The following is a 24,066-nucleotide window of genomic DNA, read 5'->3' as shown; positions in this document are numbered from 1 at the left end:
GGTCAGTCGGCCTGGGCGGCGAGTTCGCGGGCGCGGTCGCGGGCCGCTTCCAGCGCCGCCAGCAGCGCCGCGCGTACCCCGTGCTTCTCCAGCTCGCGGACGGCGGAGATGGTGGTGCCGGCCGGGGAGGTGACGGCCTCGCGGAGCTTGACCGGGTGTTCGCCGGAGTCGCGCAGCATCATGGCCGAGCCGATCGCGGTCTGCACGATCAGCTCGTGCGCCACCTGCCGGGGCAGGCCGAGCAGGATGCCGGCGTCGATCATGGCCTCGACCAGCAGGTAGAAGTAGGCCGGGCCGGAGCCGGAGAGGGCGGTGACCGCGTCCTGCTGCGACTCGGGCACCCGCAGGGTCGACCCGAGCGGGGCGAACATCTCCTCGGCCAGGGCCAGGTGTTCGCCGGTGGCGTGCGCGCCGGCCGAGATGGCGCTCATCGCCTGGTCGACCAGGGCCGGGGTGTTGGTCATCACCCGCACCACCGGGGTGCCCTCGGGCAGCCGGCGGCTGAAGAAGCTGGTGGGCAGTCCGGCGCAGAGCGAGACGACCAGCTTGTCGGCCGGCACCTTGGGGCCGATCTCGTCCAGCAGGACGCCCGCGTCCTGCGGCTTCACCGCGATCGCCAGCACCGCCGCCTCGTCGACGGCGGTCAGGTTGTCGACCACCCGTACGCCGTACCGGGTGGCCAGTTCCTCGGCCCGGACGGGGCGGCGGGCGGTCGCCAGCAGCCGCTGCGCCGGCCAGCCGGACCGCAACAACCCGGAGAGCATCAGCTCGCCGATCTTTCCCGCCCCGATCACCGCGACGGTGTGTCTCGCCGACCCCATGTCACCCTTCCGTCCCGTTCGTCCGGTCCCGCGCCCCTTCCCCTCCGACAGGGCGGAGGGGAAGGGGGTGGGCTGCGATCAGCTGCCGAAGAAGACCTCGGCCTCGTCGTAGCGCTCGATCGGGACGGTCTTCAGCTCGCGGGTGGCCTCGGCCAGCGGCACCCGGACGATGTCGGTGCTCTGCATCGCGACCATCTTGCCCCAGTCGCCCTCGTGGGCGGCGTCGATGGCCTGCAGGCCGAGCCGGGTGGCGAGCACCCGGTCGAACGCGGTCGGGGTGCCGCCGCGCTGGATGTGCCCGAGCACGACGGTGCGGGCCTCCTTGCCGGTCTTGGCCTCCAGCTGCTCGGCCAGCCACTGGCCGATGCCGCCGAGCCGGACGTGCCCGAAGGCGTCCAGCTCCTGGTTGTGCAGGACCATCTGGCCGTCCAGCGGCTGGGCGCCCTCGGCGACCACGACGATCGGGGCGTACTGGTGCTGGAAGCGCTTCTCGACGTAGCCGGCGACCTGGTCGACGTCGAACTTGCGCTCGGGCAGCAGGATCACGTTGGCGCCACCGGCGAGGCCGGCGTGCAGGGCGATCCAGCCGGCGTGCCGGCCCATCACCTCGACGACGAGGGTGCGGTGGTGGCTCTCCGCGGTGGTGTGCAGCCGGTCGATCGCCTCCATGGCGATGTTGACGGCGGTGTCGAAGCCGAAGGTGTAGTCGGTGGCGCCCAGGTCGTTGTCGATCGTCTTCGGTACGCCGACCACGTTGACGCCCAGCTCGTGCAGCTTGGTGGCGACGCCCAGGGTGTCCTCGCCGCCGATCGCGATCAGCGCGTCCACGCCCTGCGCGGCGAGGTTCTCCTTGATCCGCTCCACGCCGTTCTCGATCTTGAACGGGTTGGTGCGGGACGAGCCGAGGATGGTGCCACCGCGCGGGAGGATGCCCCGCACCTCGGGGATGCCGAGCGGCTTGGACAGGCCCTCCAGCGGACCCTTCCACCCGTCCCGGAAACCCACGAACTCGTGACCGTAAGTAGCGACGCCCTTACGGACCACCGCCCGAATGACCGCGTTGAGACCTGGGCAGTCGCCGCCGCCGGTGAGCACGCCGATACGCATGATCTGCTCATCCTCCTGGAACGTCAGGTGAAGCCCGGATAAGCCCCAGGATATGTGTCCGCTCAGACCATCGGCGTCGTTGCCGGCCCGGGGCGGGCCGTCAGTGCGCACTGTAGTCGGCTCAGGTGCACGCCGACACCGCGCCCCGGCCGGTCCCGCCCACCCGGGCGGCTACCGGTCAGTAGCTCACCTCGTGGTTCTCCCCCAGCTTCGGCGGCGTCCCGGTCACCGCCGCCTTGGCGAACCCGAGCAGGTTGACCACCGTGCCGCCCGGGGAGTCCCAGTACTCGGCCGAGCTGGCGTGCACCTTGAGCAGGGTCAGCCCGGGGGTGTCCAGCCCGTCCGGGAACCACGCCGTGAGCACCGGGTTCCACAGCTGCTCGGCCCGCGCCCGGTCGTACGCCTCCTGGGCGGTGCCGGAGATCGACACCCAGGCGTGGTGACGCTGGTCGGAAAAGGCGACGTTGACCTCCGGGTTGACCCGGACCTGACGCATCTTGGCCGAGTCGGCGTAGGCGAAGAACCACAGGTCCCCGTCGAACTCGGCCGCCTGCAGCCCCATCGGCCGGCTGAGCATCCGGCCGTCGACCCCGATGGTGGTCAACATGCAGATCCGGGCGTCCCGGATCAGCTCGGTCACCCGCCGCCGGGCGTCGGTGATGGTGGTCGCGTCGTCGGCCATGGCGCACTCCCTCGGATCGGCTCGCCCGGATCCGGTGCCCCCGACGGGACCGGTCAAACCTGCCGATCGTCACGGGCTGTCGTCACCACCGGCCGGCCCCCGCCGACACCGCGCCGCCGACACCGGGACCAGCCCCGACGGGCCGCCGACACCGGGACCAGCCCCGACGGGCCGCCGACACCGGGACCAGCCCCGACGGGCCGCCGACGCCGGGACCAGCCCGGACGGGTCGCCGAGGCCGGGATCAGCCCCGACGGGCCGTCATCGCCTGCCAGCGGGCAAGGTTGTGCCGGGCGTCGACCAGCGCGTCGTGCCGGTCGGCCGCCGCCTCGGGCAGCCGGGGCCGGCCGAGGTCGTCCCAGAGCTGCCGCAGCTCCTTGGTGAACCGGGGGATCTCCCGGGGCAGCGCCGGCATCGCCCCCCAGAGCTGGGCCAGCACCACGTGGTCGTACGCGGCGTACCAGGCCCACAGCTCCAGCTGCTCGCCCGGCCGGTCCCGGATCGGCTCCAGCAGGAACTCGTGCAGGTCGTCGCGGATACGGGCCCGGGAACGCCAGGCCCGGTCGGCCGGCGAGGGGAGCTTGTCCAGCACGTTGCGGCGGACCCAGGGTACGGCGCGGGAGTCGTCGAACTCGGTGGAGACCGCGTAGAACTCGCGGCCGTACTCGTCGACGACGCCGATCGACACGAGGTCGACCAGCCGGCCGTCCTCGATGAATTCACAGTCGTAGAAATAGCGGTAGACCATCGCCGTCCATCCTCACCCACCGTCGGTGACCGTCGACGGGCGGGGCGGGCACCGGCGCCGTCGGCCGCGCGGACCCCCGCCGACCCCGACCCGGTGGTCCGTCGCAGCTCGCGGAGGGTCACGGAAAGGTTTACAGGGGTGTACAGCAAGCGACTGGGCCGTCATGATCTGATGTGTACCGCTACCGGACGCCGAAGCGGTGTCAGTTCACCTCTTGCGGGGCCGTCAGGGTTCACCCGGTGAGCGAAAATTGTGGTCCGTGACCGGGGAGGGGTGGGGCTGTGGAAATGCGCCTGCCGGAGCCGGGTGACGCCCTCACGGGGGTGGAGATGTTCGCCGGGCTGGAGCCGGAGGTGCGCCAGCGGGTGATCGCCGCGGCCGTGCCGCGCACCTATCGCAAAGGTCAGTTGCTTTTCGTCGAGAACGATCCCGGCGAGTCGCTGATCGTGCTCCGCCGGGGGGCGGTGGCGGTGTTCCGCACCGCGCCGACCGGGGAACGCGCGGTGCTGTCGGTCATCCGACCACCGGACGTGCTGGGCGAGGTGTCCCTGCTGGACGCCTCCACCCGTTCCGCCTCGGCCGAGGCGATCGAGGACTGTGCGGCGCTCGCCCTGTCCCGCCCGGCCTTCATGGAGCTGGTGCACTCCAACCCGCGCATCCTGGACGCGGTGATGCGCTCGCTGGGTGGCCTGATCCGGCGGCTCACCGAGCAGAACGCCGACCACGTCTTCCTCGACCTGCCCGGTCGGGTGGCCAAGACGCTGGTCCGGCTGGCCGGTGAGAGCCAGGCCCCGATGATCACCATCGAGCTGAACCAGAGCCAGCTCGCCGAGATGGCGGGTGGCTCCCGGCAGAGCGTCAACCAGGCGATCGGTTCCTTCGCCAGCCGCGGCTGGCTGCGTACCGAAGGTCGTCGGATCGTGGTCACCGACGTGGCGGCGCTGCGCCGACGCGCCGGCATGAGCGACCGCTGACCAGGGACTTTCCCGGGCGGTGACGCCCGGCGGGTGAGCGGGAACGCCACAGCGGCGCGGCCGGCGGACCTCGGTCCGCCGGCCGCGCCGGTCGTTCACTTGCCGCTGTCGTCGGCCGGCGGGGCGCCCGGCCCGGGTCCGATCTGGTCCGGCGGTGTACCCGGCCCGGGCCCGATCTTCTGTGGCTTCGGCGTCGTGGTCGTGGTCGTGCCGGCGTCCGAGGTGGTCTTGCTGTCGGGATTCTCCACCATGCCCTGCTCCTCCATTCTGGCGAGAGTGACCGCGTCGACGTCGACCGTCTCCCCGGGGGACCGGACGGTACCGTCCGGGTCGGTCCAGTAGGCGGACAATCGCACCTGCACGGCACTCTCCTGACAGTGAGTTTTCCTCGTGAGGAACACTAGTGGCGGCCGACCAGCCGCAGGGTCCGCCCGCACGTCGGGTACCCGACTGGCCCTCCGCGGCGCGATAATGGGATCTCCTCACGTACGGAGTTCGTCATCGACCTCAAGTGTGGACACTGCTCACGGGCGGCGGGACCGGACGACCGCTTCTGCGGCGGCTGCGGACAGGCGCTGACGCTCAACTGTGCCTCCTGCGGGCACGGCAACAGTCCCGAGGCCAACTTCTGCACCAGCTGCGGGCAGCCGCTGCGCGACCACGCGGTCACCGTGCAGGAGGACCGCCGCCAGGTCAGCGTGCTGTTCATCGACATCGTCGACTTCACCACGTACGCCGAACGCGCCGACCCGGAGCAGGCGCGCAGCCTCCAGCAGGCGTACTTCGCCACCGTCCGCAAGCTGGTCCACCAGTACGGCGGGGTGGTGGAGAAGTACATCGGGGACGCGGTGATGGCGCTGTTCGGCGCCCCGGTCGCCACCGACAACGACGCGCTGCGCTGCGTACGGGCCGGCCTGGAGCTGCAACGCAACCTGGCCCGGCAGGCCGCCGGCCCGCACCCGCCGCTGGGTTTCCGGGTCGGCGTGGCCACCGGTGAGGCGCTCGTCGACCTCTCCGCCACCCGCGACGGCGGTCAGGCGTTCGTCACCGGCGACGTGGTGAACACCGCCTCCCGGTTGCAGGCGCTGGCCCCCACCGGCGGAGTCGTCGTCGACGAGAGCACCTGGTCGGCCACCCGACACGAGCTGGACTACGTCGACCGGCCGCCGGTCACCCTGCGGGGACGTTCCACGGTGAGCCGGATCTGGCTCGCCGTGCGGGCCCGGCCCCGGACCGACCCGCAGGCCGCCGAACTGACCCCGATGGTCGACCGGGAACACGAACGGGGCCTGCTGGTCAGCGCCCTGCACCGGACGGTCACCGAACGCACCTCCCAGCTGGTGACCGTCTTCGGCCCGGCCGGGGTGGGCAAGAGCCGGCTGCTGCGCGAGCTGTCCCGGCACGCCGCCAACCTGCCCGGCCACCGGGTCACCTGGCTGGTCGGGCAGTGCCCGCCGTTCGGCGAGAACGTCACCTACGCCGCGCTGGCGGACATCGTCAAGGGGTGGCTGGGCGCGCCGGACACCGACGACCCGGAACCGCTGCGCGACCGGCTCCGCGACCGGCTGCGTCAGCTCGACGACCCGCACGCCATGCGGTTGGCCGGCGCGCTCGGGCCGCTGCTGGGGATGACCGGGGAACGACTCAACCCGGGTGAGACCGAGGCGGCCTGGCGGCGGTTCCTGCTCACCCTCGCCGGGCGGGGCCCGACGGTGCTGGTCTTCGAGGACATGCACTGGGCCGACCAGGCGATGCTCACCTTCGTCGAACAGCTCGGGGCGGCGGCCCGGGGCGTACCGCTGCTGGTGGTGGCGACCGCGCGGCCCGAGCTGCGGGAGCGGCAGCCGGCCTGGACGGGCACGATCAGCGGCGCGATGTCCATCTCGGTGCCGCCGATGCACGACGCCGACATCGACACCCTCTACTCCCTGCTGCTCGGTCAGGCCACCCTGCCGGCGGCGTCGCGGGCACCGCTCATCGAGTTCGCCGACGGCAACCCGCTCTACGCCCAGGAGTACGCCCGGATGCTGATGGACGGCGGGCTGCTGGAGCCCAGTGCCGCCTTCGATCCGGCCGGCACCACCGACATGCCGCGTACCGTCCAGGCGGTCATCGCCAACCGGCTCGACCTGCTCGACCCGGCAGACCGGGCGGTCCTCCAGGCCGCCGCCGTGGTCGGGGTCCAGTTCTGGCCGGCGCCCGTGGCCGCCGCCCTCGGCCGGACGGTCGAGTGGGTGGAGCGGGCGCTGGACCGCCTGCAGCGCCGGGACATGGTCTTCGAGCTGCCCACTTCCACCATGGTCGGTCAGCCGGAGTACCGCTTCCGGCACATCCTGGTGCGTGACGTGTGCTACCAGCGGCTGCCCCGCGCCGAACGGGTCCTGCGCCACCAGCGCACCGCCGACTGGTTGGCCCAGCTCACCCAGGCCGGCCAGCAGGACCTGGCCGAGGTGCTGGCCAACCACCGCTGGACCGCCCACGAGATCGCCCGCACGGTCGGACTCGACCCCATGCCGTACGCGGTGGCGGCCCGCACCGCGCTGCACCGGGCCGCCCGCCGGGCGTACGAGCTGCACGCGCTGGAGAACGCGGCCGGGCTGGTGGGCAGGGCGCTGCAGGTCGGCGGGGCACCCGACCCGGGGCTGGAGCTGTTCGCCGCCCAACTGGCCCTGTTCCGGGACGGCGACGCGTTCCTGGTCGACGGGGGGACCGAGGCGTTGACCGGGCTCACCGAACGGCTGGCCGCCGTCGGGGACCGGTCCGGCGCGGCCCGCGCCTGGACCCTGCTCGCCACCGCCGCCTGGAGCCGGGCCGACCGGTCCGAGACGCTGCGCTGCCTGCACCGGGCCAACGCGATCTACGCCGAGCTGCCGGAGTCCGAGGAGAAGGCGGAGGCGCTGCTGGAGCTGGCCCGGGTCCGGATGCTCAACGCCGAGACCGAGCCGGCCTGCGTGGCGGCGTCCGCGGCAGCCGAGCTGGCCGAGCGGCTGCGGCTGCCCGAGGTGCGGGCCAACGCCCGGATCACCCTGGCGGTGGCCCGCTACATGGCCGGCGAGAAGCAGGCGTACGCGGAACTGGCCGAGGTGGCCGAGCAGTGCCGGGTGGACCGGCTGGTCAGTCGACGCCGGGCGGTGCACAACCTCGCCTGGGCGGCGCAGGAGGAGGGTGACCTGGCCCGGTCGGCCCGGCTGGTCGACGAGCAGCGTTCGCTCGACCCGGGTGGCGGGCACAGCCTGGCGACCAGCTTCGCCGACCAGTGGGCGCGGGCGTACTACGCCGGTGACTGGGTGGCGGCGCTGGAGCTGGGCACCGAGTCGACCCGACTGCCGACCGCCGAGTGGGACCTGCACATCGTGGCGGTCTCCGGCTGGATGCGGGCCCTGCGCGCCGACTCCGCACCGGGGGCTGGGTCGGGAGAGGCCGGCGGGGATCACGATCTGGTGACCCAGGCGGTGGTCGCCGCGCGGCGCAGTGGTTTCCACCGGGTGTTGCAGTCGACGCTGGCGCACGCGGCGCTCTGCCGGGCGGTCCGGGGCCGCCGGGAGGAGGCGATGCGGCTGCTGGTGGAGCTGGACGGGGACTGGAGCCGGACCCGGGTGATCCCGTTCGCCGAGTGGGTGCCGGCGGTGGGGCACGTCGCCGCGGTGCTCGGCCCGGACGCCGCCCGGCTGGTGCACGACATCCTCGCCCGGTCACCCCGGACGACCCCCTGGGTGGAGGCGGCCGGGCAGGCCGCCGACGCCACCCTGGCCCTCGGCGACGGGGACGCCCGGCGGGCGGCCCGGTTGTTCGCGGCGGCGGCGGAGCGCTACTCCCGGATGCCCGACACCACCGACCAGATGCTCACCACGGCGCTGTCGGTGCCGGCCCTGACCGTGGCCGACCCCGCGCAGGCAGCGGCCACCCTCGACCGGGTCCGTGACTTCGCCGACCGTAACGCGATGCCCGGTCTGCTCCGGCTGGCCACCCGGGTGACGCCCGGGAGCTGACCGGGGCCGAGATCGACCCCGGGCGGGGCCGATCGGAGCTGACGGGGATCGATGATCGACTCCCTGGGCCGACGATGCGGTGTCCGGGAGATCTGAAGGCGCTGTTCGGGCTCACCGGAGTCGATCACCCCAGACGACGTCCCCGGCGGGGTCCGGGGAGGTATTCCGCTTTCGCGTGGAATGTGACTTCTTGCGGGTGAGGGGCGAGTGTGCGGCGGGCGACGGCGACCGGGCCGGCCGCCGGCCCGGGGCACCGGCCCGTCGGCGGGCAGCTTGGGCACCCCGCGTTGCGGAACCGGTGCGCCCGCCGGGTGCGGCGGACCGCCGATCAGCGGCACTACCAGCCGGTACGGCACCGGATTCCCGTCCCGCCCACCGTCGGCGACCCCGGGCCGGGGTCGTCCGGGCAGGTCGCGACGGTGATGGGTGGGTCACTCGGAGGGCTGCCGTCGGGCCCGCCCACCGACGGCGGAGCCGACGAACCACGAGCGGCGCGCCACAACGCACTCCCGGAACCGGGTGCCGACGTGTCACGATTCAGAGCACGGCGTACGGGGCGCCGACACGACCGCACCGGCAGGTGCGCGGAGGAGGATGTCCGGTGTCAGCGGGTGGCGCCCGCCGGGGACGGCGGGACAACGGGCTCGACGCGAGCGAGTACGCCGTCGCGGGCGACGTCGACCCGCGCGTCGGTGAGCACCTGCTCGACGTGCTCGCCGCGGGCGGGATCGCCGCCTACCTCCAGCCCTCCGCCGACCTGAACCCGATCACCCGGACCACCACCGTGCCGTCCCGGCCGGTCGATCGGCTCTACGTGGACCGTTCGCACCTGACCACCGCCCGGGACTACCTGACCCAGCTCGCCGACGAGGCGATGCCGGAGCCGGCCCGCGCCGAGCCGGACGTCGACGCCGAGTGGGAACGTCTCGTCGCCGCCTTCCACACCGCGCCCGCCGCCGGCAGCCATCCCTGGCCCGCGTCCGAGGACATCGACGACGGGGCCGATCCGGCCGCCCGCGCGGGTGGCCCGACCACCAGGGCGGACGAGCCGACGGGTCCGACCGCCACCGACGTACGCCGGTTGCCGTACGCGGCCGACATCTCCGGCATCTCGGTGACCCCCCGGGGCCGGCAGCAGGACGAGCCGTCGCTGCTGGACGGCCTGGACACCTTCGGGGCCGACCTGCCGGACGACCCGGAGGAGGGCTACACCCCGCCGCCGCCTCCGCCGCTGCCCCGGATCTCGAAGTACGCGGTGGTCGGGGTGCTGGGGATCGTGCTCGGTTTCGTGCTCTTCCTCAACCCGTCGTTACTGCCCGTGGACGCCTCGGTGGTCACCCTGCTCGGCTTCACCGGCATCCTCGCCGGGTTCGTCACGCTGATCTGGCGGCTGCGTCCCGGTGACGAGGAGGATCACGACCCCGACGACGGCGCGGTCGTCTGAGCCCTGCGGCACCCCGCCGGGGCCGGCGGTCATCCCGCCCGCATCCCGGGACACCACAGCCCTCACGCCGGGCGTAACAGTGGTGTAACTTACGGTCAGTAGGAATACCGCTGTAGGTCACTTCCCCCACCGACTGCCCGGTTGTTCCTTGCTCGCGTGGTCGGTCCCCTGCCGATCGGAATGCCCGAGATGCGACAGAGTTCACTGGTGGTGGTGGCCAACCGGCTCCCCATCGACGACAGCGTGGCGCCCGACGGCGCCTGTGAGTGGCGGCGCAGCCCCGGCGGGCTGGTCAGCGCCCTGCACCCCCTGCTCCGGCAGACCCCGGCCACCTGGGTCGGCTGGGCCGGCGGCACCGGGCCCGCGCCCGTGCTGCCCGACGTCGACGGCGTGCACATGCGGACCGTCCCGCTCAGCGCCGACGACCTGCGCGACCACTACGAGGGCTTCGCCAACGCGACGCTCTGGCCGCTCTACCACGACGCGGTGGAGCAGCCCGAGTACCACCGCCGCTGGTGGGAGGCGTACCAGCGGGTCAACCAGCGGTTCGCCGAGGCGACCGCCGAGGTGGCCGACCCGGGCGCGGTGGTCTGGGTGCAGGACTACCACCTGCAACTGGTCCCCGCCCTGCTCCGCGAGCTGCGGCCCGACCTGCGGATCGGCTTCTTCCTGCACGTGCCGTTCCCGCCGCCGGAGCTGTTCATGCAGCTCCCCCGCCGGGCCGAACTGCTGCGCGGGATGCTCGGCGCCGACCTGATCGGGTTCCAGCGGGCCCAGGCGGCGCACAACTTCGCCCAGCTCGCCACCAAGGTGCTCGGCCTGCCGGCCACCGACCGGCGGATCGGCGTGCAGGACCGGGTGGTGCGGATCGGGGCGTACCCCGTCTCGATCGACACGGCCGAGATGGCGGCGCTGGCCGCCCGGCCGGACGTCACCGCGCGGGCCCGCCGGCTCCGGCACGACCTGGGTGACCCGGAGCGGGTAATCCTCAGCCTGGACCGGATGGACTACACCAAGGGCATCGAGCAGCGGCTGAAGGCCTACAGCGAGCTGCTCGCCAGCGGTGACGTCAAGGTCCGGGACACGGTGCTGGTGCAGGTCGCCATGCCGAGCCGGGAACGCGTCGGCCAGTACCAGATCCTGCGGGAGCGGATCGAACGCGAGGTGGGCCGGATCAACGGCGAGTTCGGCCGGGTCGGCGAACCGGCCATCCACTACCTCACCCAGCCCTTCGACCGGGCCGAACTCGCGGCGCTCTACCGGGTCGCCGACGTCATGGCGGTCACCCCGCTGCGCGACGGGATGAACCTGGTCGCCAAGGAGTACGTGGCCGCCCGGGTCGACGACACCGGCGCGTTGCTGCTCAGCGAGTTCGCCGGGGCGGCGGCCGAGCTGGACCGGGCGTACCTGGTCAATCCGCACGACCTGGAGGGGCTCAAGCAGGGGCTGTTGTCGGCGCTGCGGGCCGGGCCCACCGACCTCGGCGACCGGATGCGGGCGATGCGCCACCACCTGCACCGGCACGACATCCGGGCCTGGGCGCGCTCCTACCTCAGCGCGCTGGACGACACCGGCTCGCTGCTCACCCGGCTCAGCAGCAGCGGCTGACCGCACCCGGCCCCGGCGGACGGCGGGACCGACGGCCGGGCCACGGCCGGACGGCGGGACGGGCTGCGGGACCGGCTGGCCGGGCTGCGGCAGACGGCGGGCACCGTACGGGCCGATGTCCACCCGGCCCGTACGGTGGGTGGTCAGCCGCGGCCCGGCTCCTTGACCAGCCAGTCCAGGAGCGCGTCCAGCGGCTCCTGCCAGCGGGTGTCGAGCATCAGGTCGTGCCCCATGCCGGGGAAGAGCAACGGAGCCGCGCCGTAGCGGCGGGCCGCCCGGGTCAGCGCGGCCGGCGGGACGACCCGGTCGTCCGGGCTGCCCAGCACCAGCACCGGCGGGCGGCCCACCGCCGGCTCCGCCGGCCGGCCGGCGAGCAGCTGCCACTGCGCCCGCCGGCCGGCCCGACCCAGCCGGGCCAGGTGCCGGCGGGCGTCCGCCTCGGGCAGCTCCCGGCTGAACAGTTGCCGACGGTGCAGCCGCAACGCGCCACCGAACAGGGCGGGCAGGGTGCCGAGCGGGTTGGCCCGCAGCGCCGCGCCGGCCGTGGCCGCACCGCCGAGCACCGGCGCGACCAGCACCGCCGCGCGGGCCGGGTACCGCGCCAACGCGTGCGACACCACCAGGGCGCCCGCGCCGTGCCCCACCAGCACCGCCTGCCGGGACAGCCCCGCCGCCACCTGGACCACGTCGTGGGTGTACGCCCGCAGCGTCGCCCCCGGCGCCGGTTCGCTGCCGCCGTGCCCGCGCAGGCTCATCGCGTACGCGGGGAAACCGCGCGACGCGGCGTGCTCCAGCCAGTGTTCGGCGAACGCCCACGCCCCGTGCCCGAACCCGGGGACGAACAGCAGCGGCGGACGCCCCTCCTCCAGCTCCGGGTCGACGCCGAGCACCTCGCGGCGGGCCGGACGGACCGGGTGGGCCCACTCCCGGCCCCGCATGATCCGGACCCGCTGATCGGTCGTGCCGGTCACTTGCCCTCCAGCTCGTCGAGGGCGCGCTGCACCGCGCGCAGGTAGTCGACGTGGCCCACCTCGAACCAGTGCCGGCTGCTGTCCTTGACCTTCCCCGCGTACCGCTCGCCCGCGCCGGCCGCCGCCCGCGAGGCGAACGCGGCGGCCCGCTGTGGCTGCTCCCGGCGCAGCCGCAGCGACCGGGCGAAGAGCACGGTCTGCCAGTGCGCCAGGGGGAACAGCCCCGAGTCGGGCTGCAACAGCCCGGCCACCGCCAGCGTCGGGTGGCCCGGCGGGAACGCGTGCAGCCACAGCCGGGGGCGGCCCGAGCCGTCGGCGTCGCCGAGGACGCCCGGGTCGAGGAACTCGAAGCGGGGCAGGTAGCCGGTGGCGAAGACGACCAGCTCCGGGTCGATCTCCCGGCCGTCGGTGAGGGTCACCCCGCCGGGATGGAACCGGGCCAGCTCCGGCACGGGGGTGATCTCGCCGTGGCCGACGTAGTAGACCAGTTGGCTGTTGGCGATCGGGTGCGTCTCGTAGACCCGGTGGTCCGGCTTCGGCAGCCCGAACCGGGTGAGGTCACCCACGGTCAGCCGCAGCGTCCAGTGGTAGAGCCACTGCCGCAGCCGCAGCGGCACCCGCAGCGCCAGCAGCGCGTCGTTGACCTGGTCGGCGGGACGGCCGAGGACGTACTTCGGGGCGTACCAGTAGCCGCGGCGGGTGGAGTGCCAGCAGCGGGACGCCTGCTGGGCCGCCTCGACCGCCAGGTCGCAGCCGGTGTTGCCGGCCCCGACCACCAGCACCCGCTTGCCGCGCAGCTGGGCGGGGTCCTTGTAGGACGAGGCGTGCATGACCTCGCCCCGGAACTCCTCCAGCCCCTCGTAGCGGGGCAGCTTCGGCGACCAGTTGTGCCCGTTGGCGACCAGCACGGCGGCGTACCGGGAGGTGCGTTCCGGGCCGTACCCGCCGGTGCTGCGGGTGGTCACGTCCCACCGGTCGCCGTCGACGGGTTCCACCCGTACCACCTCGGTGCCGAACCAGATGTGCCGGCGCAGGTCGAAGTGGTCGGCGTACCGCTCGAAGTAGGACAGCAGCTGGCTGTGGTGCGGGTAGTCCGGCCAGGAGTCCGGCATCGGGAAGTCGGGGAACTGGGTGAACGGCCGCGACGAGATGAGGTGGGTGCTGGCGTACACCGGGCTGCGGTCGTGCCGCCAGTTCCAGCCGCCGCCGACGCCGGTCTCCCGTTCGTAGCAGTCGACGCCGAAGCCGTGTTCGGTGAGGTTCTTGACGGCGGTGAGGCCGCTGGCCCCGGCCCCGATCACGCAGACCGTGTCGCCCCGGTCGGAGACCGGGCGGCCGTCCCGGTTCGCAGGGAGCGTCGTGGGCTCCGGTTCGGGCCGGCCGTGCTCGGTGGAGGGGGACACCGGGATTCTCCTTATGTGCGGCCAGGTACGCCGGTTCGACCGGCATCCTTCCGGGCCCCCGACCCGTTGTCCAGCCCGGCTCGCGGAGGTGTCGTGACGCGTCGCGGGACGACCCCCGGGCGGCCGCAGCGGCCGGCCCGGGGACGCTGCCGGCCGGTCAGTCGGTGACCGGCAGCAGCAGGTCGACCAGGACCGGGAAGTGGTCGCTGGCCCGGCGGGTGGTCGGGGTGTCCACGACGTCGTAGCCGACCACCTCGACCCGGGGGTCGACGAAGAGGGCGTCGATGCGGCGGCGCGGGTTGGTGCACGAGTAGGTGTGCCGGTCGGCCGCGTCGGCGGCGATCGCGGCGTCGGTCAGGCCGGCCGCCACGGTGCCCCAGGCCGGGCCGTCCGGGCCCTCGTTGAGGTCGGCCCCGAAGACCACCGGCAGGTCGCTCGCGGACAGCTCCCGCCGCAGCAGCGTCGCCTGGCCGGGCCGCTCGGCCGGGTCGGTGGACAGGTGCGAGCCGGCCAGCAGGAACCGGGCCCCGCCGACCTGGCAGCGGGCGTACGCCGCGCCGCGCAGGTGCCGGCCCGGGGTCAGCGGGAACCGCTGGCAGTGCGTCCCGGTCACCCGGACCCGCAGGCTGGTCAGCAGCAGGTTGCCCAGCGACGGCAGCCCACCGGCGGCCACCACCAGGCCGAACGAGTCGGCCAGTGTGGCGGACTTCTGTCGCCACCGCAACCGGCGCGGCGCCTCCTGCACGATCACCACGTCGGGGGCGGCCTCGCGGACCACGCTGGCCAGCGCCGCCGTGTCGTCGCGCTGGCTGTGGATGTTGTACGACACCACCCGCAGCGGCACCCGCCGGGCGTCGGTCGGGCTGGACCCGGCCGCTCCCGTCGGTGCCGGTGCCGGCGGCGCGGCGGCGGTGTCGGCGGGCGCGGGGGCGGTGTCGGCGGGCGCGGGGGCGTCCGGGCGCGGCCCCGTCGGCGCGGCGCTCATCGGCGGCGGGCCAGGTCGGCGGCACCGATGACGCCGGCGCTGTTGCCCAGCTCGGCGGGCCGCACCTCGGCCACCGGGAGCCGGCTGCGCTGGGCCAACGCATCGGCGAAGGACCGCCGGGTCGGGCCGAGCAGCAGGTCACCGGCATCCACCACGCCGCCGCCGACCACCAGCACCTGCGGGTCGAGGATCTGGGCCATGTCGGCGAGGCTGGTGCCGAGCCAGCGGCCGATCTGGGCGAACGCCTCGGCCGAGATCGGGTCGCCGGCCTGGGCGGCGGTGGTGACCATCGGGCCGGTGATCGCCTCGGCCTCGCCGCCGGCCAGCTCCAGCAGGGCGGTGGCGCGCTGCGGTTCCTGCCGGGCCCCGGCGCGGGCGAACCGGACCAGGGCGCTGCCGCTGGCGTACTGCTCGATGCAGCCGAGCCGGCCGCAGCCGCACTGGTGGCCGTCGGGGACGGTGAGCATGTGTCCCAGCTCGGCGGCGATGCCGTGGGCGCCGCGGACCAGCTCGCCGCCGAGGACGATGCCGCCGCCGACACCGGTGCCGATGGTGAACATGACCATGGAGTCGTCGGCGTCGCGGGCCGCGCCGTGCCGGAACTCGGCCCAGGCCGCCACGTTGCCGTCGTTCTCGACGATCACCGGGAGGCCGGTGGCGGCGCTGACGTAGTCGCGCAGCGGTTCGTCGCGCCAGGCCAGGTTGGGGGCGAACAGCACGGTGGAGCGGGACGCGTCGATCCAGCCGGCCGCGCCGATCCCCACCGCGTCGACCTGGTGGCCGGTGGCGAGCTGGGTGACCAGTTCGATGATGACGTCGCGGGTCTTGCCGACGTCGTCCGCGGGGGTGTCCCGCCGGGCCTGCACGAGCACCCTGCCGGTGTCGTCCACGACACCGCCGGCCACCTTCGTGCCACCGACGTCGACTCCGATGGTCAGCGTCACCGCGGCCACTCCCCTCTGCTGTGCTGCCCGACATCGGCCGAAACCGGCCGTACGCTGCCGGGATGTCCGGTGGTCAGGCCCCGTCGCCTGGTGCGTCCCCGTCCGCGCCGGCCGGCGCACGCGAGGCGGGCACCACGGGACCGTCGGCCGCGGGCCGGACCTGCTGGGCCGGCGCGGCCGGCCCGGCGTCGTCGACGGGCGGTGCGGCGGCGGCCGGTTCGACCGCGTCCTCCGCCCGGGTGGCGGCGGACCAGACGTCCCGCTCCGGCGCCGACGCAGAATCATGCCCGGTGCGGGTGGCCTCGCGCCACACATGATCGGCTCCGGAATCGGACGGGCCGGTCGGGGCGGTGGCGTCACCGGCGTCCCCGGGGGGTGCTTCCCCGGCTCCGGGCGGGGCGAACGCGCGCATCAGGCTGGCGACGCCGGCCGCCAGATCCCCCGCGCCGGTGGCGAGCCGCTCGGCGAATTCGGGACTGGGATCGCGTAGGGCGGCGACCGCCCGGCAGATCGGACAGACGCAGCACTCGGCCGATCCGGTGGCGAAACCCTGCGCGCGGTGGCCGCCGCCGGCAGACCGGGACGGGGTGGCACTGTGACCGAGGACACCCGAGACGATCCCACCGAGCGGACCCCACGGCCCCGACGCCGACCCGGAGCCGGCGGAGGCCAGCCGGGCCGTCGCGAGCAGCGTGGCGACCAGCCGTTCCGCTTCCTCCCGGGCCGAGCCCGGTTCCGTTGCGCCCATGGTCGGCTCCTCCGTCGTGTCGCCGGCCGTCGCGTCGCTACGCCGCACCGGTTGCTTCTACCCGGCGCTTGAGCTGCTTCAACGCCGTATCCATGATCATTTTCTCGGCCTTGCGGCGAAACATGCCGAGCATGCCCACCGACAACTCGACCTCCAGCGTGTAGGTCACCGTGCAGGTGCCGTCCGGGTTGCCGACCAGGTCGTACGAGCCACGCTGGGACTTCTGCATCGTCGAGGGCGACACCAGGTGCCACTCGATGCGGGACAGGTCCTCGGCGTACTCGTAGGCCAGCACGTACTCGTCGGCCATCACCCCGGCGTCGATGGTGAACCGGACCTGGCTGGCGTAGCCGTCCTCGTATTCCTCGACGACCTCGGTCCGGCGCACCGCCTCGGTCCACTCGGGGTAGCGCGCGAAGTCGCACACGACCGCCGCGACCCGGTCCGGTGACGCGCCGATGACGATCGACTGGGTGGAGGAGTCCGCCATGGGGGGAGGCTACCCGGCGCGCCCGACGGATGCCCCGCTCCACCCCCCCGGGCAGGGGCCGGGCAACCTGGCTGGGGCGTCCGCCCGGCCGGCCGGGTAGGTTTCGACCATGCCGGCCCGTGGTCGGCCCGGCCAGTGCGAGCACGAGGGAGTGCAGGTGCGCGAGTTCTCCGTCCCGCCGATCGTCACCATCGGCGACGCGGCAAACCTGACCGACCCGGTCTGGGACAACGCCGAGGCCGCGCCGGACGCGGTGCAGTTCGTCCGGCCCGCCGTCGAGGGCCGCGCCGGGGTCGACGTCACCTGCCGGCAGTTCCGCGACGAGGTGGTCGCGGTGGCCCGGGGGCTGGCCGGCGCGGGGGTCTCCCCCGGCGACCGGGTCGCCCTGATGAGCCGCACCCGCTACGAGTGGACCCTGCTCGACTACGCCATCTGGGCGGCCGGCGCGGTCACCGTACCGATCTACGAGACCTCCAGCGCCGAACAGGCCGCCTGGATCCTCGCCGACTCGGGCGCGGTCGCCGTGGTGGTGGAGACCAACAGCCACGCCACCCTGGTCGCCGGGGTCCGCGACCGGCTGCCCGAGCTGCGCGACGTCTGGCAGATCGAGCTGGGCGGGGTCGACGAGATCGTCGCCGCCGGCACCTCGGTCGACCCGGAGGAGATCGAGCGCCGCCGCACCTCGGTCCGCGCCGCCGACGTCGCCACGATCATCTACACCAGCGGCACCACCGGCCGCCCCAAGGGCTGCGTGCTGACCCACCGCAACATGTACGCCGACATCGCCAACGCGGTGCCGGTGCTGCCGAACCTGTTCCGCCCGGGCGCCTCGACCCTGCTCTTCCTGCCGCTGGCGCACGCCTTCGCCCGGCTCATCCAGATCGGGGTGGTGCAGGCGCGGGCCACGATGGCGCACTGCGCCGACACCCGGGACCTGGTCGCCCAGCTCCAGGAGTTCCGGCCGACGTTCGTGCTCTCGGTGCCGCGGGTCTTCGAGAAGGTCTACAACGGCGCCCGGCAGAAGGCCGAGGCCGACGGCAAGGGCGCGATCTTCGACCGGGCCGAGAAGGTCGCCATCGCCTGGAGCGAGGCGCAGGAGACCCCGGGCGGTCCCGGGTTCGCGCTGCGTGCCCAGCACGCGGTCTTCGACCGGCTGGTCTACCGCAAGCTGCGGGCCGCCCTCGGTGGCCGGTGCCGGGACGCGATCTCCGGAGGCGCCCCGCTCGGCGCCCGGCTCGGGCACTTCTTCCGGGGCATCGGGGTGACCATCTGCGAGGGGTACGGCCTCACCGAGACCTCCCCCGCCGCCGCGGCCAACCTGCCCACCGGCACGAAGATCGGCACGGTCGGCCGGCCGCTGCCCGGCGTGACGATCCGGATCGCCGACGACGGCGAGATCCTGATCGCCGGTGACCTGATCTTCCAGGGCTACTGGAAGAACGAGGCGGCCACCGCCGAGGCGCTCGCCGACGGCTGGTTCCGCACCGGCGACCTGGGGCACCTCGACGACGACGGTTTCCTCAGCATCACCGGCCGCAAGAAGGAGATCATCGTGACGGCCGCCGGCAAGAACGTCGCCCCGGCGGTGCTGGAGGACCAGGTCCGGGCGCACCCGCTGGTCAGCCAGTGCGTGGTGGTGGGCGACCGGCAGCCGTTCATCGCCGCCCTGGTCACCGTCGACGAGGAGGCGCTGCCGAAGTGGCTGGCCGCCCACGGGATGCCCGAGGACACCCCGGTCGCGCAGCTCGTGGCGCACGACGCGCTGCGGGCCGAGATCCAGGGTGCGGTGGACACCGCCAACCTGGCCGTCTCCAAGGCCGAGGCGATCAAGGTGTTCCGCATCCTGCCCCGCGACTTCACCGAGGCGACCGGCGAGTTGACCCCCTCACTCAAGGTCAAGCGGCAGGTCGTCCACAAGACGTACGCGGCCGAGATCGCGGACATCTACCAAGGCTGACTACGATCCGTCACGTGCCCGCCTCCACAGCCGCCCGCCCCCAGACGCGTCCCGTCGCCGCCGCCGCGCGAGCGGTGATGCTCGCGCTGGTCGGCGTCCTGACCCTGGTCGCCACCCGCGATCCCGCCCAGCTCTGGTGGATCGCCCTGCTGGCGGTCGCCGGAGCGCCCGCCCTGCTCGCCCCCGAGCACCGGCTGATCGGCCCGCTGAGCCGGCTCGCCGAGGCGGTGGTGATCGGGCTGGCCGCCAGCCAGGTCGCCGTCTCCTCCGCCCTCGGCTCGTCGGTCGGCGGGCTGGGCGCCTCGGCGGTGCTGCCCTACCTGGCGGTGCCGGTGACCGTCACCGCGCTGCGCCGGCAGTTCCGCGAGGGCGCGGTGCTGCTCGGCGTCACCGCGGCCACCCTGCTGGTGGCGGGCGCCTTCACCGAGGTCGCCGGTGGGCGGCAGCTCGGCCAGGCCGGTTACCTGGCGGTCTGCGCGCAGTGGCTGATCCTCGCCGGGCTCGGCCTCTACGCCGCCGGCACGCTGCACCAGGTGATGCGGGTCCGGGCCGACGGCAAGCCCCAGCCGTACGCCGAGGCGACCCGGCTGCTGACCCAGCTGCGGACGGTCGCCCGGCAGCTGCCCGGGGCCACCCTCGACCCGGGCGGCATCTCCGAACACCTGCTGGAGGAGCTGCGTACCGTCGCCCCCGGCAACCGGGGCGCGGTGCTGTCGGCAAGCGGCGGCGGGCGGCTCGTGGTCCTCGCCCAGGTCGGCGTCGACCGGGTCGACTGGGAGACGACGTTGGACGCCGACTCGGCGATCGCCGACGCCTGGGCCAGCCAGCAGCCGCAGACCTCGGCCCGGTCGCAGGCCCGCTCGCACAGCGGCGGGGACGTCTCGGCGCTGATCGTGCCGCTGGTCGCCGGGGTGCGTACGGTCGGCCTGGTGGTGCTGGAGGCGGACGCGGCGCACGCCTACCCGCCGCCGGTGGTGTCCCGGGTGACCGCGCTGACCGGCCCGGCGGCGCTGCGCCTGGAGGCGGCGCTGCTCTTCGACGAGGTGCGGTCGCTGGCCACCAACGAGGAGCGGCAGCGGCTGGCCCGGGAGATCCACGACGGGGTGGCGCAGGAACTGGTGATGGTCGGCTACGGCATCGACAACGCGCTGGCCTACGTCGACGAGGACCCGAAGGAGACCGCCGAGGCGCTGCGCACCCTGCGCGGTGAGGTGACCCGGGTGATCACCGAGCTGCGGCTGAGCCTGTTCGAGCTGCGCAGCGAGGTCGACCGGCACGGCGGCCTGGCGGCGGCGATCGCCGAGTACGCCCGCACCGTCGGCGCGTCGGGGGGCCTGCGGGTGCACCTGTCGCTCGACGAGTCGACCGCCCGGCTGCCGGCCGCCACCGAGGCCGAGTTGCTGCGCATCGCCCAGGAGGCGGTGACCAACGCCCGCAAGCACGCCGGGGCGTCGAATCTCTGGGTCACCTGCGAGGTGGACCCCCCGTACGCGCAAATTGAAGTGTCGGATGACGGTCACGGCATCGGTGACCAGCGCACCGACGGTCACTACGGCCTTGCGATCATGGCGGAGAGGGCGGAACGTATCCGGGGCCGGTTGGAGATCAGTCCCCGGCAACCCAGTGGTACGACCGTGGCGGTGGTGGTGGGTTCGTCGCCCCGGCGCGATAACGTGCGTGGCAGCGCAGCAGCAGAAGTGGAGTAATTCGAGGATGACCACAAGCCCGACACCGGCCACCCGTACCAAGGTCCTCCTTGTCGACGATCACGATCTGATCCGCAAGGGGCTGCGGCACGCCTTCGAGCGGGACCGTCAGTTCGAGGTCGTCGGCGAGGCCGCCACGGCGGCGGAGGGCGTGCGCCAGGCCGGCGCGCTGCAACCGGACGTCGTGATCATGGATCTGCGGCTTCCCGACGGCAGCGGCCTGGAGGCCACCCGGGCGCTGCGCAAGTCCAGCGCGTCGATGGGCATCGTGGTGCTCACCATGTACGCCGGTGACGACCAGCTCTTCGGTGCGTTGGAGGCGGGGGCGAGCGCCTTCGTGCCGAAGACCGCGCCGGCCGACGAGGTGGTGGCCGCCGCCCGGCACGCCGCCTCCTCGCCCAGCGCGTTCACCGCCGCCGACCTGGCCGAGGCGATGAAGCGCCGGCTGGCCCCGTCCGGCCCGCAGCTCTCCCCCCGCGAGGGTCAGGTGCTGCGGCTGCTCGCCGACGGCATGAGCGTGGCCGGCATCGCCAAGCAGCTGTTCGTCAGCGAGTCCACCGCCAAGACCCACATCTCGAAGCTCTACGAGAAGCTGGGCGCGGCCAACCGGGCGCAGGCGCTGATGACCGCCCTGCGGCTGGGTCTGCTCGAGGCGCCGGACGCCCCGAAGTTCTGAGGCGGGGCCACCCCGCCGGGCCGGCAGGCCCGGGTCCACCCCGGACCCGGGCCTGCCGTCGGCACACCACCGGTTCGACTGCGCCCGGTGAGCGACCGGTCGCGCACTGATCGCGGTCTTTGCACGTGGGCGGTGGACAGGCAGAATACCCGGGTGAACCGCACGGTCGACCATGTTTGCGGTGGTACTCGACAAAGGGGTTGGGGATGCAGCGACCGAACTGGGCACCCGACGACATCGACATCGAACGCCCCAGCGTCGCCCGCATGTACGACTACTACCTCGGCGGCTCGCACAACTTCGCCGCCGACCGGGTCGCCGCCCGCGCGATGGTGGAGGCGGTTCCCGACGCGCCGCTGATGGCCCAGGCCAACCGGGCCTTCCTGCGCCGGGTGGTGCAGCACCTGGTCGACTCCGGCATCCGCCAGTTCCTCGACATCGGCTCCGGCATCCCCACCGTCGGCAACGTGCACGAGATCGCCCAGCGGGCCGACCCGCGGGCCCGGGTGGTCTACGTCGACGTCGACCCGGTCGCCGTCGCGCACAGCCAGGAGATCCTCGCCGGCAACCCCGCCGCCGCCGTCGTGCAGGAGGACCTGCGCCGGCCCGAGGCGATCCTGGCGCACCCCGAGGTGACCCGGCTGATCGACTTCTCCCAGCCGGTGGCCGTGATGATCGTGGCGGTGCTGCACTTCATCCCGCACGCCGACCATCCCGAGGACATCCTGCGGACGTTGCGCGCGGCGCTCGCCCCGGGCAGTTACCTGGTCCTCTCCCAGGCCAGCGACGACACCCGGGGCGGGGCCGAGCGGACCGAGGCGGAACGGGTCTACCGGCGTACCGACAACCCGCTGTGCATCCGCAGCCGGGCCGAGCTGACCGCGTTCTTCGACGGCTTCACGATCGTCGACCCCGGGGTGGTCTGGGTGCCGCAGTGGCGGCCCGAGACGCCGGAGAGCGCCGAGAACGCCGAACAGGCCGTCTTCCTCGGCGGCGTCGGGCGTCTCGATGGGTGAGCCGACAGGCCCCCGGGCGTCCTGCCCGGGTACGTTCGCCCGCGCCTGGGCCAAGGCGGTCTCCGGCACCAGCTACCTGCCGATGACCCAGGCCCAGTTGGAGGAGCTGCTGCAACGGCTCACCGTACGACTGGCGGCCGCGCTGCGGGCCGAGCCGTTCGACCCGCGGGTCGGTCACCAGGTGGGCGCGGAGCTGGTGGCCGCGCACATCGCCTCGGCGGAGGGGCTGGGGCGGACCGTCGAGGTCGTCCAGCTCCGCCTGCTGCGCGACCTCGGCCTGGTCGGCGACGACATCTCCGACCGGCTGGCCCGGTTGCTCGCCACCATCACCACCGGGTACGCCCGCGCGCTGCGCGACCGGACCCTCGACGAGCAGGAGTCCATCCGGCGGGCGGCGATGGTGGCCCGCGCCCAGGCCGAACGGGCGCTGCGCGACAGTGAGTCCCGCTTCCGCCACCAGGCGACCCACGACCCGCTCACCGACCTGCCCAACCGCACCCTGTTCACCGAACGGCTCGCCACCGCCCTCACCGTCCCGGGGCGGGGTTCCGCCCGGGTGGGGGTGTGTTTCCTCGACCTCGACCGGTTCAAGGTGGTCAACGACTCCCTCGGTCACCAGCTCGGCGACGCCCTGCTGGTGCAGGTGGCGCAGCGGCTGAGCCGGGCCCTCGGCGAGCACCTGGTGGCCCGCCTCGGCGGTGACGAGTTCGTCATCCTCGTCGAGCGCACCGACGGCACCGACGACGTGGTGAAGGTGGCGGAGTCGGCGCTCGCCGCGGTCGCCGAGCCGGCCCTGGTCGAGGGGCACGAGCTGACCGTCACCGCCAGCGCGGGCATCGTGGAACGGCCGGTGGCCGGCACCACCCCGGGTGAGTTGATGCGGGCCGCCGACAGCACCCTGCACTGGGCCAAGGCGGCCGGCGGTGCCCGCTGGGCGCTGTTCGACCCGGCCCGGCACCGCACCGAGCTGGCCCGGTACGCCCTGTCGGCGGCCATCCCCGCCGCCCTGGACCGGGGCGAGTTCTTCCTGGACTACCAGCCGCTGACGTCGCTGCGGGACGGCACCGTGGTCGGGGTGGAGGCGCTGGTCCGCTGGCGGCACCCCGAGCTGGGGGTGCTGGGCCCGGACAGCTTCATCGGGCTGGCCGAGGAGACCGGGCTGATCGTCCGGCTCGGTGGCTGGGTGCTCGCCGAGGCGTGCCGGGAGGCGGAGAGCTGGGCCGCCGGCGGCGGGCCGGCACCGTTCGTCAGCGTCAACCTCGCCGTCCGGCAGGTCCACCGCCCCGGCCTGGTGCAGGAGGTGCGCGGGCTGCTGGCGCAGACCGGCCTGCCGCCGCAACGACTCCAGTTGGAGATCACCGAGAGCACCATGATGAGCACCGGCGGGGAGGACCCGGTCCGGGCCCTGCGGATGCTCAACGACCTGGGTGTCCGGATCGCCATCGACGACTTCGGCACCGGCTACAGCAACCTGGTCTACCTGCGGGACCTGCCGGTCACCGAGCTGAAGGTGGCCGGCGAGTTCGTGACCAGGTTGCGCAGCCCGCAGGTCGACCCGGCCAGCCGCAACGACGAGCAGATCCTGGCCTCGCTGGTGTCGCTGGCCCACGCGCTGGACCTGACGGTCACCGCCGAGGGGGTGGAGACCGCCGACCAGGCCGACCTGCTGCGCTCCATCGGCTGCGACACCGGCCAGGGCTGGCACTTCGGCAAGCCCGCCCCCGCCGCCCGCATCCTCGAACAGATCCGCTGACCCACCGCCGGCGGCCCACCCCGCCACCCTGTTCGGCGACGGGT

General features: G+C 73.8%; 20 protein-coding genes. 9 read left to right on the top strand and 11 right to left on the bottom strand.

All coding sequences use genetic code 11. From position 1 onward, the window contains the following. Nucleotides 1-2 precede the first annotated feature (2 nt). The 4 genes from proC to ACN265_RS07155 form a co-directional block, all read right to left on the bottom strand. On the bottom strand, nucleotides 3-821 hold the full coding sequence (gene proC / locus ACN265_RS07170; protein WP_421406463.1) for a pyrroline-5-carboxylate reductase: 819 nt from the start codon (nucleotides 819-821) through the stop codon (nucleotides 3-5). A gap of 78 nt (nucleotides 822-899) precedes the next feature. After that, nucleotides 900-1,928 carry a 6-phosphofructokinase gene (locus ACN265_RS07165; RefSeq protein WP_088644698.1) on the bottom strand — a complete coding sequence of 343 codons (1,029 nt, stop codon included), beginning with the start codon at nucleotides 1,926-1,928 and terminating at the stop codon, nucleotides 900-902. Between the two features lie 178 nt (nucleotides 1,929-2,106). After that, entirely contained in the window at nucleotides 2,107-2,610 is a 504-nt protein-coding gene (locus tag ACN265_RS07160) for a pyridoxamine 5'-phosphate oxidase family protein (protein WP_204927812.1), read from the bottom strand. A 244-nt stretch (nucleotides 2,611-2,854) separates the two neighbouring features. Then, on the bottom strand, nucleotides 2,855-3,358 hold the full coding sequence (locus tag ACN265_RS07155; protein WP_204927813.1) for a polyadenylate-specific 3'-exoribonuclease AS: 504 nt from the start codon (nucleotides 3,356-3,358) through the stop codon (nucleotides 2,855-2,857). A 281-nt stretch (nucleotides 3,359-3,639) separates the two neighbouring features. On the opposite strand from ACN265_RS07155, the gene ACN265_RS07150 reads away from it, so the two are divergent. Beyond that, on the top strand, nucleotides 3,640-4,332 hold the full coding sequence (locus tag ACN265_RS07150; RefSeq protein WP_043967208.1) for a Crp/Fnr family transcriptional regulator: 693 nt from the start codon (nucleotides 3,640-3,642) through the stop codon (nucleotides 4,330-4,332). Between the two features lie 95 nt (nucleotides 4,333-4,427). On the opposite strand, the gene ACN265_RS07145 is transcribed toward ACN265_RS07150, so the two are convergent. Beyond that, entirely contained in the window at nucleotides 4,428-4,694 is a 267-nt protein-coding gene (locus ACN265_RS07145; RefSeq protein ID WP_204927814.1) for a hypothetical protein, read from the bottom strand. Nucleotides 4,695-4,808: 114 nt separating this feature from the next. Between ACN265_RS07145 and ACN265_RS07140 the strand changes: the two genes are divergently transcribed. The 3 genes from ACN265_RS07140 (at nucleotide 4,809) to ACN265_RS07130 (ending at nucleotide 11,373) form a co-directional block, all read left to right on the top strand. Beyond that, entirely contained in the window at nucleotides 4,809-8,321 is a 3,513-nt protein-coding gene (locus ACN265_RS07140) for an AAA family ATPase (protein WP_421411409.1), read from the top strand. A gap of 601 nt (nucleotides 8,322-8,922) precedes the next feature. Next, nucleotides 8,923-9,765 (top strand): DUF308 domain-containing protein, encoded by an 843-nt coding sequence (locus tag ACN265_RS07135; RefSeq protein ID WP_421406462.1) that lies wholly within the window; start codon nucleotides 8,923-8,925, stop codon nucleotides 9,763-9,765. A gap of 189 nt (nucleotides 9,766-9,954) precedes the next feature. After that, on the top strand, nucleotides 9,955-11,373 hold the full coding sequence (locus ACN265_RS07130; protein WP_204927816.1) for an alpha,alpha-trehalose-phosphate synthase (UDP-forming): 1,419 nt from the start codon (nucleotides 9,955-9,957) through the stop codon (nucleotides 11,371-11,373). A gap of 143 nt (nucleotides 11,374-11,516) precedes the next feature. Here ACN265_RS07130 and ACN265_RS07125 read toward each other — a convergent pair whose 3' ends face one another. From ACN265_RS07125 to ACN265_RS07100, 6 genes are all read right to left on the bottom strand, one after another. Further along, nucleotides 11,517-12,311, bottom strand: coding sequence for an alpha/beta hydrolase (locus ACN265_RS07125; protein WP_421411407.1), 795 nt, complete (start codon nucleotides 12,309-12,311; stop codon nucleotides 11,517-11,519). A 29-nt stretch (nucleotides 12,312-12,340) separates the two neighbouring features. Further along, nucleotides 12,341-13,747 (bottom strand): flavin-containing monooxygenase, encoded by a 1,407-nt coding sequence (locus ACN265_RS07120; RefSeq protein ID WP_421406460.1) that lies wholly within the window; start codon nucleotides 13,745-13,747, stop codon nucleotides 12,341-12,343. A gap of 157 nt (nucleotides 13,748-13,904) precedes the next feature. Further along, the gene (locus tag ACN265_RS07115) at nucleotides 13,905-14,591 is read right to left on the bottom strand and encodes an endonuclease/exonuclease/phosphatase family protein (RefSeq protein WP_421411405.1); all 687 of its coding nucleotides are present in this window, start codon (nucleotides 14,589-14,591) and stop codon (nucleotides 13,905-13,907) included. A gap of 137 nt (nucleotides 14,592-14,728) precedes the next feature. Next, a complete protein-coding gene (locus tag ACN265_RS07110) occupies nucleotides 14,729-15,676 on the bottom strand; it encodes an ROK family glucokinase (protein WP_204927818.1) in 948 nt (315 codons plus the stop codon). A gap of 73 nt (nucleotides 15,677-15,749) precedes the next feature. Further along, a complete protein-coding gene (locus tag ACN265_RS07105) occupies nucleotides 15,750-16,424 on the bottom strand; it encodes a hypothetical protein (RefSeq protein ID WP_421406459.1) in 675 nt (224 codons plus the stop codon). Between the two features lie 37 nt (nucleotides 16,425-16,461). Further along, nucleotides 16,462-16,914, bottom strand: coding sequence for an SRPBCC family protein (locus tag ACN265_RS07100; protein ID WP_204927820.1), 453 nt, complete (start codon nucleotides 16,912-16,914; stop codon nucleotides 16,462-16,464). 157 nt (nucleotides 16,915-17,071) lie between these two features. Here ACN265_RS07100 and ACN265_RS07095 point away from each other — a divergent pair, with 157 nt between their 5' ends. The 5 genes from ACN265_RS07095 to ACN265_RS07075 all read left to right on the top strand — a co-directional run bounded on the left by ACN265_RS07095 (nucleotide 17,072) and on the right by ACN265_RS07075 (nucleotide 24,022). After that, the gene (locus ACN265_RS07095; RefSeq protein ID WP_421406457.1) at nucleotides 17,072-18,871 is read left to right on the top strand and encodes an AMP-dependent synthetase/ligase; all 1,800 of its coding nucleotides are present in this window, start codon (nucleotides 17,072-17,074) and stop codon (nucleotides 18,869-18,871) included. A gap of 14 nt (nucleotides 18,872-18,885) precedes the next feature. Then, nucleotides 18,886-20,577 (top strand): GAF domain-containing sensor histidine kinase, encoded by a 1,692-nt coding sequence (locus tag ACN265_RS07090; protein WP_204927822.1) that lies wholly within the window; start codon nucleotides 18,886-18,888, stop codon nucleotides 20,575-20,577. A gap of 7 nt (nucleotides 20,578-20,584) precedes the next feature. Next, nucleotides 20,585-21,253 (top strand): response regulator transcription factor, encoded by a 669-nt coding sequence (locus tag ACN265_RS07085; protein ID WP_007072219.1) that lies wholly within the window; start codon nucleotides 20,585-20,587, stop codon nucleotides 21,251-21,253. Between the two features lie 206 nt (nucleotides 21,254-21,459). After that, a complete protein-coding gene (locus tag ACN265_RS07080; RefSeq protein ID WP_204927823.1) occupies nucleotides 21,460-22,269 on the top strand; it encodes an SAM-dependent methyltransferase in 810 nt (269 codons plus the stop codon). After that, nucleotides 22,262-24,022, top strand: a complete 1,761-nt coding sequence (locus tag ACN265_RS07075; protein WP_421406454.1) for a putative bifunctional diguanylate cyclase/phosphodiesterase — start codon at nucleotides 22,262-22,264, stop codon at nucleotides 24,020-24,022. The genes ACN265_RS07080 and ACN265_RS07075 overlap by 8 nt, the downstream gene beginning before the upstream one ends. Nucleotides 24,023-24,066: the final 44 nt, after the last annotated feature.

The sequence above is a fragment of the Micromonospora sp. WMMD730 genome, assembly GCF_049178955.1.
GTDB classification, from domain to species: domain Bacteria; phylum Actinomycetota; class Actinomycetes; order Mycobacteriales; family Micromonosporaceae; genus Micromonospora; species Micromonospora wenchangensis.
The sequence above is the reverse complement of the archived record's forward strand: the minus strand, read 5'-3'. Positions and strand labels throughout refer to the sequence as shown.

What these genes read in the sequence shown, in the direction of transcription:
- proC (WP_421406463.1), bottom strand. Translation starts at nt 821, where the DNA reads ATGGGGTCGGCGAGACACACCGTCGCGGTGATCGGGGCGGGAAAGATC.
- ACN265_RS07165 (WP_088644698.1), bottom strand. Translation starts at nt 1,928, where the DNA reads ATGCGTATCGGCGTGCTCACCGGCGGCGGCGACTGCCCAGGTCTCAAC.
- ACN265_RS07160 (WP_204927812.1), bottom strand. Translation starts at nt 2,610, where the DNA reads ATGGCCGACGACGCGACCACCATCACCGACGCCCGGCGGCGGGTGACC.
- ACN265_RS07155 (WP_204927813.1), bottom strand. Translation starts at nt 3,358, where the DNA reads ATGGTCTACCGCTATTTCTACGACTGTGAATTCATCGAGGACGGCCGG.
- ACN265_RS07130 (WP_204927816.1), top strand. Translation starts at nt 9,955, where the DNA reads ATGCGACAGAGTTCACTGGTGGTGGTGGCCAACCGGCTCCCCATCGAC.
- ACN265_RS07125 (WP_421411407.1), bottom strand. Translation starts at nt 12,311, where the DNA reads ATGCGGGGCCGGGAGTGGGCCCACCCGGTCCGTCCGGCCCGCCGCGAG.
- ACN265_RS07105 (WP_421406459.1), bottom strand. Translation starts at nt 16,424, where the DNA reads ATGGGCGCAACGGAACCGGGCTCGGCCCGGGAGGAAGCGGAACGGCTG.
- ACN265_RS07100 (WP_204927820.1), bottom strand. Translation starts at nt 16,914, where the DNA reads ATGGCGGACTCCTCCACCCAGTCGATCGTCATCGGCGCGTCACCGGAC.
- ACN265_RS07085 (WP_007072219.1), top strand. Translation starts at nt 20,585, where the DNA reads ATGACCACAAGCCCGACACCGGCCACCCGTACCAAGGTCCTCCTTGTC.
- ACN265_RS07080 (WP_204927823.1), top strand. Translation starts at nt 21,460, where the DNA reads ATGCAGCGACCGAACTGGGCACCCGACGACATCGACATCGAACGCCCC.
- ACN265_RS07075 (WP_421406454.1), top strand. Translation starts at nt 22,262, where the DNA reads ATGGGTGAGCCGACAGGCCCCCGGGCGTCCTGCCCGGGTACGTTCGCC.